General features: G+C 52.3%; 21 protein-coding genes. 1 reads left to right on the plus strand and 20 read right to left on the minus strand.

What is annotated here, in order from left to right; genetic code table 11:
• From rsmA to trmY, 6 genes are all read right to left on the minus strand, one after another.
• Positions 1 to 694 (minus strand): 16S rRNA (adenine(1518)-N(6)/adenine(1519)-N(6))-dimethyltransferase RsmA (gene rsmA / locus QCH34_RS01125; protein WP_300328696.1); only part of this gene is annotated, 694 nt, incomplete at its 3' end.
• The gene (locus tag QCH34_RS01130) at positions 691 to 1,251 is read right to left on the minus strand and encodes a DUF655 domain-containing protein (protein WP_300328699.1); all 561 of its coding nucleotides are present in this window, start codon (positions 1,249 to 1,251) and stop codon (positions 691 to 693) included. The genes QCH34_RS01130 and rsmA, both read right to left, overlap by 4 nt.
• 11 nt (positions 1,252 to 1,262) lie before the next feature.
• A complete protein-coding gene (locus QCH34_RS01135; protein WP_300328702.1) occupies positions 1,263 to 1,613 on the minus strand; it encodes an RNA polymerase Rpb4 family protein in 351 nt (116 codons plus the stop codon).
• A gap of 23 nt (positions 1,614 to 1,636) precedes the next feature.
• Positions 1,637 to 1,930: a 50S ribosomal protein L21e gene (locus QCH34_RS01140; RefSeq protein WP_300328704.1), complete on the minus strand. Its 294-nt coding sequence runs from the start codon at positions 1,928 to 1,930 to the stop codon at positions 1,637 to 1,639.
• Positions 1,931 to 1,932: 2 nt separating this feature from the next.
• Positions 1,933 to 3,177, minus strand: a complete 1,245-nt coding sequence (locus QCH34_RS01145; protein WP_300328707.1) for a tRNA pseudouridine(54/55) synthase Pus10 — start codon at positions 3,175 to 3,177, stop codon at positions 1,933 to 1,935.
• Entirely contained in the window at positions 3,174 to 3,737 is a 564-nt protein-coding gene (gene trmY, locus QCH34_RS01150; protein ID WP_300328763.1) for a tRNA (pseudouridine(54)-N(1))-methyltransferase TrmY, read from the minus strand. Before trmY ends, QCH34_RS01145 begins: the two co-directional genes overlap by 4 nt.
• 138 nt (positions 3,738 to 3,875) lie before the next feature.
• Here trmY and QCH34_RS01155 point away from each other — a divergent pair, with 138 nt between their 5' ends.
• Complete coding sequence (locus QCH34_RS01155; protein ID WP_300328711.1) at positions 3,876 to 4,193, plus strand: type II toxin-antitoxin system PemK/MazF family toxin; 318 nt, start codon at positions 3,876 to 3,878, stop codon at positions 4,191 to 4,193.
• Between the two features lie 18 nt (positions 4,194 to 4,211).
• Here QCH34_RS01155 and QCH34_RS01160 read toward each other — a convergent pair whose 3' ends face one another.
• The 14 genes from QCH34_RS01160 to QCH34_RS01225 form a co-directional block, all read right to left on the minus strand.
• A complete protein-coding gene (locus tag QCH34_RS01160; RefSeq protein WP_300328714.1) occupies positions 4,212 to 5,540 on the minus strand; it encodes a signal recognition particle protein Srp54 in 1,329 nt (442 codons plus the stop codon).
• Positions 5,540 to 6,655 carry a signal recognition particle-docking protein FtsY gene (gene ftsY, locus QCH34_RS01165; protein ID WP_300328719.1) on the minus strand — a complete coding sequence of 372 codons (1,116 nt, stop codon included), beginning with the start codon at positions 6,653 to 6,655 and terminating at the stop codon, positions 5,540 to 5,542. The genes QCH34_RS01160 and ftsY overlap by 1 nt, the downstream gene beginning before the upstream one ends.
• A gap of 9 nt (positions 6,656 to 6,664) precedes the next feature.
• A complete protein-coding gene (gene pfdA, locus QCH34_RS01170; RefSeq protein WP_300328722.1) occupies positions 6,665 to 7,120 on the minus strand; it encodes a prefoldin subunit alpha in 456 nt (151 codons plus the stop codon).
• On the minus strand, positions 7,110 to 7,301 hold the full coding sequence (gene rpl18a, locus QCH34_RS01175; RefSeq protein WP_300328725.1) for a 50S ribosomal protein L18Ae: 192 nt from the start codon (positions 7,299 to 7,301) through the stop codon (positions 7,110 to 7,112). Before rpl18a ends, pfdA begins: the two co-directional genes overlap by 11 nt.
• Positions 7,302 to 7,306: 5 nt before the next feature.
• On the minus strand, positions 7,307 to 7,969 hold the full coding sequence (locus tag QCH34_RS01180) for a translation initiation factor IF-6 (protein WP_300328730.1): 663 nt from the start codon (positions 7,967 to 7,969) through the stop codon (positions 7,307 to 7,309).
• A 1-nt stretch (position 7,970) separates the two neighbouring features.
• Complete coding sequence (locus tag QCH34_RS01185) at positions 7,971 to 8,234, minus strand: 50S ribosomal protein L31e (protein WP_300328734.1); 264 nt, start codon at positions 8,232 to 8,234, stop codon at positions 7,971 to 7,973.
• A gap of 3 nt (positions 8,235 to 8,237) precedes the next feature.
• The gene (locus tag QCH34_RS01190) at positions 8,238 to 8,390 is read right to left on the minus strand and encodes a 50S ribosomal protein L39e (RefSeq protein WP_255331977.1); all 153 of its coding nucleotides are present in this window, start codon (positions 8,388 to 8,390) and stop codon (positions 8,238 to 8,240) included.
• Complete coding sequence (locus QCH34_RS01195; RefSeq protein ID WP_366898178.1) at positions 8,387 to 8,998, minus strand: alpha hydrolase; 612 nt, start codon at positions 8,996 to 8,998, stop codon at positions 8,387 to 8,389. The genes QCH34_RS01190 and QCH34_RS01195 overlap by 4 nt, the downstream gene beginning before the upstream one ends.
• On the minus strand, positions 8,995 to 9,330 hold the full coding sequence (locus QCH34_RS01200; RefSeq protein WP_300328743.1) for a DNA-binding protein: 336 nt from the start codon (positions 9,328 to 9,330) through the stop codon (positions 8,995 to 8,997). The genes QCH34_RS01195 and QCH34_RS01200 overlap by 4 nt, the downstream gene beginning before the upstream one ends.
• A gap of 12 nt (positions 9,331 to 9,342) precedes the next feature.
• Positions 9,343 to 9,792 carry a 30S ribosomal protein S19e gene (locus QCH34_RS01205; RefSeq protein ID WP_300328747.1) on the minus strand — a complete coding sequence of 150 codons (450 nt, stop codon included), beginning with the start codon at positions 9,790 to 9,792 and terminating at the stop codon, positions 9,343 to 9,345.
• A 102-nt stretch (positions 9,793 to 9,894) separates the two neighbouring features.
• Positions 9,895 to 10,137: a YhbY family RNA-binding protein gene (locus QCH34_RS01210; protein ID WP_300328751.1), complete on the minus strand. Its 243-nt coding sequence runs from the start codon at positions 10,135 to 10,137 to the stop codon at positions 9,895 to 9,897.
• On the minus strand, positions 10,121 to 10,447 hold the full coding sequence (locus QCH34_RS01215) for a ribonuclease P protein component 4 (protein ID WP_300328754.1): 327 nt from the start codon (positions 10,445 to 10,447) through the stop codon (positions 10,121 to 10,123). The genes QCH34_RS01210 and QCH34_RS01215 overlap by 17 nt, the downstream gene beginning before the upstream one ends.
• A 1-nt stretch (position 10,448) precedes the next feature.
• Complete coding sequence (purN, locus tag QCH34_RS01220) at positions 10,449 to 11,087, minus strand: phosphoribosylglycinamide formyltransferase (RefSeq protein WP_300328757.1); 639 nt, start codon at positions 11,085 to 11,087, stop codon at positions 10,449 to 10,451.
• Positions 11,088 to 11,122: 35 nt separating this feature from the next.
• The coding region (locus tag QCH34_RS01225) for a transporter associated domain-containing protein (RefSeq protein ID WP_300328760.1) at positions 11,123 to 11,654 on the minus strand (532 nt) is incomplete at its 5' end.

Below are 11,654 nucleotides of genomic sequence, written 5' to 3' on the forward strand. Positions count from 1 at the left end.
CATCAAGGGATGCGATCAGGGATTCTATCCGCTCTCTCCCAAAGACACCCGCAGCACTCTTTAGGCAGTTCCGGACCTTCTTTCTCCTCTGCGAGAAGAGGGCACGGACAAGATCGGCATACACCTTCCGATCAGAAATTTCAACTACCGGATCAACCGGCGTGATCTTTACCACCATCGACCAGACTTCAGGAGGGGGCGAGAATGCCTCGGGCGGGAGTTCCAATAACGGCTTCACCTTCGCATACGTCTGCACCATCACCGATAGACGGCTTGTATCGGGGTTTCCTGCCGGGGTCATCATCTTCCGTGCAAACTCCCACTGGTACATCAGTACTGCCACCTCAAAACCGATCTCGAGCAGCCGGAAGGTGATCGGGGATGATGCAGAATAAGGGAGATTGGAGATGACAATATCAAACTCTGGCAGGGCACACCGGGTGGCATCGCCGTGGATGAGGATCAGATCTCCCCGTTCGATCTGATCCGGGAAACGATCCCTGAGATGATCGACTAGTGTTGCATCAAGCTCTACTGCAAGAACGGTTGCACCCCGTTCAAGGAGTGCTTCTGTAAGCACCCCTTTTCCGGGACCAATCTCAAGAACACGCCTTCCTGCAATCGGGACTGCATCTGCGATTCGCAGAATGGCAGAGCCGTCACTCAAAAAATGTTGATCGTGCCGTGCCCTCATCGTGATGTGAAGAGATGGTATTTGACATCATGATCCATCAGCTCTTCCAGGATCCGATCGGCAATCATCCGCTCAGGATGGGGAACTGCCTTGATGCGTGTCCGGATATCCTCAAAGCTTGTAAAGGGGCTTCGATGCCGGGCTTCCAGTATCTCGGTGAGGATCTTCTTCCCGACTCCGGGAAGGAGATGGAGCATATGCAGCTTCAGGCTGATTGGAACAGATTTGTTAAAGAACTCAACAAACCGCTCCTCGTTCTGGCTGACGATCTTCGCGATTGCATAGGGCAGTTCCAGCTTTGCAGTCGCGGTCAGTTCATCATACTTCAGCCTGCGTTTCACACGCTCGACCTTCGGCCGTTCACCATCTCCGATATAAAGCAGTTCGTGAATCTGGATATCCGGGATCTTTGGAATGATCTCTAGAAGTTTGAACTGATCCACACCAACTGCCAGAACAATAGGCTCGCGCTTCAGGATTGGGCGCGGGTCATCCGCATACCCATGTTGAAGTACATCAATCGCTAGCGCTTGACTCTCTTTCTTCTCCGCTCTCATGCTCAAACCACCTATTTCCGAGCTGAAACCAGATCGAGGATTACATCCAGCTCTTCAGGAGTCAGGGTGAACCGTTCTTTTGCATAGATTGCACGAAGTTCATCCCTGTTCCGGGGCATCAGATTCACGATCCTGTATGCGATCTCTGGTTTCATCTTCTCAAGCGCGAGCAGTTCACCAAGAAGTTCTCTTGATGCTTCAGGAGAGAGCTTTGAGAGGTGGTTGACATGTTCGATGCTCTTCCTCAGCTCGTAAGACAGCTCCCTCCCGGCTTCGAGGCGGGCTGCCTCGATCCGGAGGAGATCCTCACGGATCTCTGGAAGGGTGACCCTTTCTTCGCTAACAAATGCCTTAACTTTCATGTCAATCACCAGATATAGTCTATTTAATATTTCTGAGCTTTTAGATGTTGTGGTTTCGCGATGACAACCTTCACCGCATTTCCGTCTGGAACCTCAAGAACCCAGGCACGTCCCCGTGACCCGATGACGGTGCCTGTCTTTCCATGGAATCTCCGGTGTGGCATGCCTTTCTGAATGCTTGGCTCCACAACAATGTGAACCTTCTGCCCCATCTCGAAGTCCTGAATAACCGAGGTGACCGGTGGGAGACCACGTGCTCTGAGTGCTTTCTTAAACTTATATCGAGTCTTTTTCCGTGGACCGTTATGTAGTGCCATGATTACTCCTCTCCTTGCTCCGGCATACCCTCCACCGATACAACATCAAGTGTGTATACCCGTGCAGGGTTGCCGAGGATCTCTGAGAAACTGGGCGTTGTTCTCCCATTATCCCCTGATATGAGTTCTTTGATGTAGAGTCCCGCCTCACCGACCACCTGGATCAGATATTGGCCGTCCTCAACCCCAAGACACCCGATATCGACGACCGTACGTTTCCTGATGAGATCTGCTCTCCGATGGGATACACGCTGAGGGGTGCGTTGATGAATCACCGCCCCATTCAGGGCTTCCAGAGCTTTTTCGACCAGATCCAGGGAAGTATGGCCTTCAATATCGACCAGAATCCTGTATGTTTTATGAGCCTTGTGCGATTTAAGGGTTTCCACCTCACGCCTGCTACTCCAGCGGGAAAGGGCCACTTCGACCCTGCCGGATGCCGATGCATTAATGGCAGACTCAAGTGCGGGAAGATCCACCTTCCGCTGCCGGGGAGCAAGCACCTCCATGATGAATGGGCGGCCGGTACCGATCATGAGTGCATCGATATCCTCACGCCCTGCACCATGGAGGACGAAACCTTCCGCCCCGAAAAGCCCGACTGTCGGCAGACCTATCAGTTCTTCAACCGAATCAGGGTACTGTTTGCCAGTGCCGCCACAGGCATCACATCCGGCGCCATGGCATGCGCGGCAATCCCAGTGAGTCTGGGGGATCCCCCGCTCGAGCTTTTTGTACCTTCCATAGAAGAAGACCGGGGCGATCTGCACCTCCACTGCTTCTTCAGCAATGTTTAAGATCACCGTCACCTCGGGATTCTTCGGATCTCCGCGTCTTCCGGTGAGAGTACCTACCGCCTTCCCAACCTCACGGTTCATCTCGGATTTCAGGGGTTCGGGATCGGTGAGAGAGAAGTCGCTCCAGAGCATCTCTTCTGACTCGGCCATCATCGGCGGAACGCGGGTTCCGATCACAAAAGTCTCGTGATCGATATCCGCTATTGCCCCGGCGACACGCCCGGCCCAGAGATCGATCTCCCTGAAGAGATCGGAGCAGACAAAACAGGTCCCCTCTTCATAGGGGGCAAATCTCTGATTTGTATCCAGTGCATGGGCTACACGGAGTGCATGGCCCCTTTCTGCATTGGAGAGCCCGAATGATCGCTTTGCAAAGAGCCTTCCCAGGCAGTGATCGCAGATCGCCCCGTATTCGAGGATGGATCCGACAAGTGGAAGCAATTCGCTCATGCCAGCCTCCGGTCGGCTTCATTTAAGTAGATGGTGATGGTATGGTCGGCATGGAGCACCTGCGGGCCGACAGAGAGTCGCATGAGATCAGCTGTCAGTGCCTCTTCCTCTTCAGTGAAGTTCTGATGATCAGATAAGAGAAGGTTCTCCGGCAGGGAGCTTACAGTCCGGATATCGCCGCCCGATTCATCAAGTACTGCGAAGGGATAGTCGGACAAGAGCCTCGCAAGCCCCCCGCGCCTGATGAAAACACCGGGAGAGGATTCGATAAACTCCGACCCACAGATCTTTCCAAGCGCTTTTTTGATCAGGGCACCGGCACTCCGTTCATCAGGATTTAACGATCTGACGGTCTCTCCTTTGAAGAGGATCGTCGTCTCTGGGCCTCCCTTCAGGATGAGATAGCATTCAACATCCCGCCTCAGATCATGTGAGAGAAAGAAAGAGGAGTTGACACAGCGGCAGAGGACATCCATTCTTCCTGCACTGCCGGGCATATCATTTAAGGAAAAACCGGGATCGGTGACGGCACGATGGCCAAGGATAGCAAATCGTCTCATAACAGGCTCCATATGGCATCCCGGAGGAATCTCGTCTCATACCGGGACAATTATACATATCTATATGGATGTACACCAGCTTAATAGAAACGGAATAGGGCAGAAATGCCTGCATCAATGACAGATAGGAGAGAATCCATGAGTACTTACAAAAAAAGAGATGTTGTCCTGGCACCATTCTCCTTTTATCCGGGCGATCAACCAAAAGTCAGGCCCGCCATTGTGCTTTCAGAGGAATCCGGAGACCTCCTCCTTGCACCCTGTTCGCGAAGGCTGCCGGATTCGCTTTCTGCCATAACAATCGATCTCGATGATTTTGAGGAGGGAGGCCTTGAACTCTTTGAAGAGAGTGTCGTCCTTGTTGCACACCTGACAAAAATGCCGAAGAGAAAGGTTATTTCAAAGAAGGGAAGGCTTACAAAAGAAGCCTTTACGAAAATTGTTCAGAGAGGCTAAGATCCCGGGAAAGAGAGATTATACCAGCTTATCCCCGCCGCCAAACTGCTTCATCATCCGGTTCATCGAGAAACGGCCGCCACCTTTAAAGCCTTTCAGGGCACGCTGCATCATCTTATAGTATTTTATCAGCTCGCGGACATCATCGACAGAGCAGCCCGATCCCATTGCAATCCTGTGTATTCGTGATGTACCAAGGAGCGAAGGGTCATCCATCTCGGAATCGGTCATCGAATCCATCATAATCCGGTACCGTTCCATCTTGACGGAAGTGACATCATAGACCTCGTTTGGCACATTCATACCGCCAAGCGGGAGCATGGAGAGAACCTGCTTCAGGGGACCCATTTTATTCAGGGCTTCAAGCTGTTTGTACATATCCTTGAGTGTGAACTTCCCCTTCATCATCGCATTGACATCGAGCTCGTCCCCACCCATCACTTCTTCGGCACGCTCGACGAGGGCTTTCAGATCCCCCATCCCGAGCATCCTGGATATGAACCCATTTGGATCAAACCGCTCGAGATCGTCGATTGTTTCGCCTGAACCAATAAAGACGATGCTTGAATTCGTCTCGGCAACGGCAGAGAGAGCGCCACCGCCTTTTGCGGTTCCATCCATCTTCGTGATGACAACGCCATCGATCCCGATTGCTTCATGGAACCTCCGTGCCTGATCGCGTGCACCCTGCCCGAGTGCTGCATCGATAACAAGCCAGCGGTGATCGGCTTTGACAACGGCATTGATCTGCATGATCTCTTCGATGAGATCATCTTCAAGTGCATGCCGCCCGGCTGTATCAACGATGACCACCTCGACATCACGAAAGGCAGCCATTCCCTCCTTAACGATCTTCAGGGCATCTTTTTCTTCCGGGTCGCCAAAGATCGGGACATTGATCTTCTGGCAGAGGGTCTGGAGCTGGGCAAATGCGCCTGGCCTGAAGTTATCACAGCAGATGGCACCAACCTTCAACCCTTTTCGCTGGAAGTACCGGCAGAGTTTTCCGGTCGTCGTAGTCTTCCCTGAACCCTGAAGGCCCGCCATCAGGATCGTCTGGGGCCTGAGCGAGACTTCTGTCTCCGGACCCATCATCGAGACGAGTTCCTGGTAGACGATCCTGAGGACATGATCCCGAACCCCCATCCCTTTGGGAGGTTCTTCTTCAAGTGCACGGGTCTTGATGGATTGCGAGAGTGCCATCACCAGCTTGACATTCACATCAGCCTGGATAAGGGCACGCTGGAGATCACGGATAAGCTCGTCAACTGCTGCACGATCAACGACAGCTTTTCCTGCGAGCTTCTTTACAGCATCCTTTAATGAGTTTGAGAGTGAATCAAGCATCAGGCATCTTCCGCTAATATCTCGTTTATGATCAGATCAGGCGTGAAGAGGACGATATCCTCATACTCCTGGCCGACACCCAGGAAGACGAGGGGCTTTCCGATCGTATAGGCGATCGAGATGGCAGATCCGCCCTTCTTATCCATATCAACCTTCGTCAGGATGACACCATCCGCCCCGATCGTCTTTTCAAATTCGGCTGCCCTGACAACCGCATCGTTTCCGGCAGTTGCCTCATCCACATAGAATATGAGATCGGGCTTGAAGATACGCCTGATCTTCTCGAGCTGGCTCATCAGGTTCGCACGGTTATGGAACCTGCCGGCGGTATCGGCGAGGACGACATCGACGTTATGAGCACGGGCATACTCGACGGTATCAAAGAGGACAGCTGATGGATCTGCTCCCTCCTGGTGGTGGATAAGCCGTATTCCAAGCCGATCGGCATGTACCCGGATCTGTTCGATGGCACCGGCACGATAGGTATCGCCAGCCCCGATGACGACAGAGAATCCTTCTCTTCTGAGAAAAGCACCTACTTTTGCAATTGAGGTTGTCTTTCCGGTACCATTGACGCCCGTAAAGAGGATTTTGACAGGCTTCTCATGTGAACGTATGAAGGCTAAAAGATCCAGCCCTTCGCCAAGCACCTCGCGGAGTGCATTCTTCAGGGCGCAAGTCACAATCTCATCAGGGCTCTGCCGGATCTTCCTGTGGTTCCCGACAAGTGAACTTCTCATATGGGCGATGATCGCATCGGTAACCGAAAGTGCAACATCCGACTCAAGAAGGATCATCTCCAGTTCAAAGAGCGGCTCATTGAGATCCTTTTCAGTCAGTATGAACTCCCGTTCCGTGACGAGGGTTTTGACTTTCGAAAAAAAACCATCTTTCTGGGATTTTGTCTCAGGAACGGGTTCTCCAATCCTTTTCCAGGACAACTCACCTGTCCGGCGATCCTCCGGTATGGGTTCTCCCCGGGGAAAAGATTCTTCTCCGGGATGAATCTCCGGTGAAGGAGAGGAGACGGCCGGCGACTCTTCGATATGCTCCTCGATTGAGGCACCAAATCGTGACCGGACATCCCTTAATTTGTTTTTTAAGCCTTCAAACATACTCCGGCATCAGCTCCGGCCGGTAGGTTGTCCCTGACCAGCCTGGTACAGCTGTTCAAGGCGTCCGCCAACCTCTGCCGCCTGAGCCTGGAGCTTCTGAATCGTCTCTGCAAGACGTTTTCCCTGGGCTTCCATCTCGGTGATCCGCTCCTGCATAAAGGAGACGGTCTCGTCATTGGTCTTTCTGACAGAGATATCAGATCCGATAGAAACGAGGACCGAATCGGGATCGATCACCTTTGCAAGGATGGCAGCGCCCCCGCCAAGCGGAAGGAGTGATACAGCATCTGTTGTCTCCTTCAGTCCCCTGAGGGTTTCAATAGAGGTGATCATCTCCATCCTCGCCTGTTCGATAAACTGGAACTGCCGGGAAAAGAGTTCAATCTGTTGATTAAACTCATTCAGGTACATCTGAAGTGCCTGAAACTCCTCTTCAGGTGTCGGAGTACTTTCTTTACTCGCCATTGACACTCTTTATGCTCTCAATTTTGATTAATCTTCTCTCGATGCGGTGTTTACTTCCCATGAGAGTATAGATCCGCTCTTTCGCCTGTGCTTCGTTTGGTGCTGAAATCACCTTGGTGTATGGTTTCCATGCATCACCAATCTTCATCAGACCTGTAATTTCAAATTCTGCTAACTCCATTCAGCTCACCGTAGTAATCCAAATACATCTTCCATCCGTCCGAGTTCAAAACCGGTCGTCTCGCTGCCTGCAATAAACCCTTTCGAGTTTGCAAGAATACCTGCTCCAACCAGATTCGAACCCATGTTGACGGATCCACAGCCGACCGGAAGCGAGGTGAAAGACTCAACCCGTTCGATCTCCTGCGGGGTTGCCCGCGGAGAGAGAAGAATGCCTTTATTTGTTGCAACGGCGGCCATTCCAACGGTTGGAATTCCGGCGATCTGCATCCGCTCAACCGGAACCTTGAGGAAATCACTGATCCGGTCGATCAGCCTGGCAGGCATCTCAGGGTGAACGAGGGCAAACTCATCATTGACCATCATGCAATTGCCAGCGGCATTCATCGTCTCATCCATGAGCAGCACTTCCCCATACTCCTCAAGCCGCCTCTGCTCCTCACTCCCTATCATGCCGGAGACCACCATACCCCGGCTGTTGCCGGTGATGAGCGATCCGATGATGGATGACCCCTGCAGGAACGTCCGGACGATCTCAACATCCAGAAGCTCCGCTATGGTATTGGCAAACTCATCCGGAACCGTTTCGGGAACAATCGCAAACTCCTCAAATGCCCGGGCAAAAACCCCGATATTCGGATCGCCATTGAGGGACAGGGTATAGTTCATTTCACTCCCCGGCAAGTTCTGCCTGAACCTGACCGTCCGAGAATTTTATCGCACGGACACGGATCTTTGATGGGGGTTTCTGGCTCCCGCATTCCCAGATCTTCTCGTTGATGCTCCGGTCAAGTTTGACGTCTTCACTCTTCATGTGCTTCTGCAGGTATGTCCGGACATCCTTGACAGCAACCTTTGCACGCTTCCATTTGGGAGCGCGTTTTGTATCCCGAAGAGGGATGATGTAGATCTGTTCCTTCTCTGCCTCGACCATTGCTCACACCTTCAGACTGCTGCGTCTCCAGCTGCGCCGCTTTGGATGCGATACAACTGCACGCTTCGTTTTGATCATGACCCATTGCGGAACCCTCCGGTTCTGCTGGGTGGCTTTCGCCATTCGTATCTTTCGACCTTTTGTCAGTTTGCTCATTGGTATTCACCAACCTGATCTATTCTTCTCCCGCAAACGAGAGATTGCTGGTGATTCAGAGGGAAGATTCCGCTCCAGTCGATGCCACGCAGTGTCATCTCCTCACGGATTTCAGCTTCATAATCACCATTTTCTATCATCGAAGTCTCACCATAGACTACGGTGAGCATCCGATCCACAAGGCGTGTTATCTCACGCCTTCCAAATCCAAGAAGGGGGCGTATATAGGAAACCCCCATCCTGTCTTCAAAGCTCTGCACCTCAGACGGGTTCAGCATAGGCACCCGGTCCATGAACCGGGTACCATCGGCGACCACCTCATACTCCTGTGCAAGCGCACAGAGTGACCGTCGGTGAATCTCATTGATTGCCTCATTTGGATACCCACACCGAACGAGTACTCCAATGGCCTCATCAATGAAACCTGACGCAAAGGTTCTCTTTTTCCAGGGCATACCCAGAGCCTCTGCCGCCGCCGCGACTTTAGGAACCTCCCGATCGGGATTGAATACGAACGTGTTCAGCTCTACAGTATAATCCCGCGAGAGCAGGATGGCAGCAAGAGAACTATCTTTCCCACCACTATAGAGCATTCCGACCTTCATCATACCCTTCGGATATTAAAGTCCTTTTTTTGCGGTACCAGTTGTTTGAGGAGCTCTTTGAGCTGTGCATCAGTGATCTTTTTCGTACTTGAGAGCCGACCCTGCTGGGCGAGCATGACAAGCTGCTGTTCAACGCCTCGTGCAAAGTCAGGTTTTGTGAGCTTGATTGTATTTAACCGCTCACGTGCTTCTGGCTCAAGAACCTGCATCAGCACCATCTGGACCTGCTGGTCAATCTGTTGCTGGCGCTGGGCCTCATGCTGTTCTGCCTGCTGCTGTTGCTGCATCTGGGCAAGCCGCCGTTGCCGGAGTTCAGATAACTCATCGTCTCCCATGTACACATCACCTCAATACTTCCCGATTCCCGGTGCTGCTTCTGCAACCTCTGCTTTGAGGCTGTATGCAACATTATCCAGGAATGATCGGCCGGCTGGCGAGACCTGTCGGCCTCCTGTTGCCTTCTCAAGGAGACCGGCTGCTTCGAGCTGCTGGAAAAGTTTCCGTGCAATCGAGCCGCTCCCCTTTCTGAACCGGGATGGGCGGGAACCCCTGTTCTGGGCGCCACCATAGATTGATCTCATTCTCTCCACTCCGACCGGTCCATCAACATAGACACGGCGCAGCACTGCTGCTGCACGGATATGCCACCAGTCGGTGTTCTCCGGTGGCATCTGCTTATGAACTCCCGTCTTGACATACTCTGCCCATGATGGTGCCTGGATCTCGGGTTTACCCTTGAGTTCCTCTGCAACCTTCCTGATAAGGAGTTCTGCCGGGATATCAAATACTGTAGTCATGTTCTATTCCTCACTGTTGTGGTTCACTAACAGTCTTTACGTATAGGGTGGATCAGCTGATATAAATTTCTGGATGAAAAGGAGAGTCAGGGCAGGTGGAGCCTACCCACGTTTCTTTGCAATGACCATTGTCCTGCCGCGGGTTGTGACCACCACACCACCCGTTCCATCCACCACTGTGAGGGGATCCATCGGGGCATTCTTCAGCCATTTGATCTTAATCATTTCTCTTACCTCAAGCTGGGCGCGGATCTCACCGGTAACCTCCGGCGTCACCCCGAGTTTTCCCACCCAGATCGTCGGCTTTAATGTCTGGATTGCTGATTTATCATACTTTGTTGGCATCGTGCTTCACCACCGGATAGCGTTTTCTCTGGCCGCATGCAAGGCAGGTTATAATAACCCTGCCATGCTGAATCCTGATCCTTGAGTTAATACCCGGTCTCAGGAGGGAATGGCAGTGTGCGCAGAACAAACGCCGGAATCGCTTCGGGATACGGATCCTCTGTTTCATGGCAATCCTCTTTGCGATCAGGATACAACGGCGTGAGCGCTCAGAATCTTCATCGGCCCACTTTGTTGCATTCTCAAAGAGGATCTCGATCCGCTCACGGGCGATCTTCTTTCCATTTCCAAAACGATTTTTCTCTCCCATCTCAGGCGCTCCGGAATCTCTCTTTATGCAAATCAGAATCCAGCCTGATCACCGCCCTCCCAAGGATCCGGAGATAATCCTCGCAGAAGAGTGAAACAGCCTCGGGGAGGGCGATATGCTCTTCAAGAAGGATACGCTCGGCGAGGCTTCCGGGATCATCATCATCCAGGACAGGAACTGCTCTCTGGAGGATCACCGGTCCGCTATCTGTTCCTTCATCTACAAAGTGAACGGTGCAGCCGGAGATCTTCACCCCGTAGGCAAGTGCCTGCCCCTGCGCATCAAGACCCGGAAACGAAGGAAGAAGCGAGGGATGGATATTGATGATCCGGCCTGCATACTCCCTGATAATGGATGATCCCAGGATCTTCATGTACCCTGCGAGGACCACAAGATCCGGGGCAAGAGACCTGAGAGTGCTGATAACTTCCTCTTCGTACTCACCTTTTGTCGAAAATCCGGAATAATCTATGGTAAAGACAGGTATCCCGAACTCCTCTGCACGGACAGCAGCCAGCGTTTCCCTGCGATCGACGATCAGCCCTACACACCGCCCATTGATCATGCCTCGCGCTATCGCTGAGGCGACAGCCTGAAAGTTTGAACCACGGCCTGACGCAAGCATGACGATGCGTTTCATGGGAATATATGGGAAGGCTCTACCGATAATACTGATCAGTTCTCCGGAAGAGATTCGAGTGTAAGCTTGACCTTCAGGATCTGCCTCCCCCTCATCTGTGTGACCGTGAGCCGCCCGTTCACCTCAGGGATGACGATGGATTCACCGATATGAGGGATCCGACCAAGCCGGGTGAAGACGAGGCCCCCGACCGTCTCATAGTTATCCGGCTCAAGCGGAAGGGGGATGGGGATGGAATTGTTGATATCCTCAACCCATCCTTGCGCATCTATCAGATAGGTGCCGTTTCCCATATCCTGAATCTCATCCTCCTCGATATCAAACTCATCCAGGATGTCGCCCACAAGCTCTTCCAGAATGTCCTCGATTGACACCACCCCTGAGAAGACACCATACTCATCGAGGATGATCGCAAGATGAGACTGCTTGAACTGGAGCTCTTTTAAGAGATCGTCAATCTTCTTGGATTCAGGTACAAAGTAGACATCATGAATCATATCGGGGATAGAAACATCGGGAACACCGCTGTGGATTGCCCGGAATACATCCTTCACATTCAGGATGCCG

Origin of the sequence: Methanocalculus sp. (assembly GCF_029762515.1) — an archaeon.
Taxonomy (GTDB): Archaea; Halobacteriota; Methanomicrobia; order Methanomicrobiales; family Methanocorpusculaceae; genus Methanocalculus.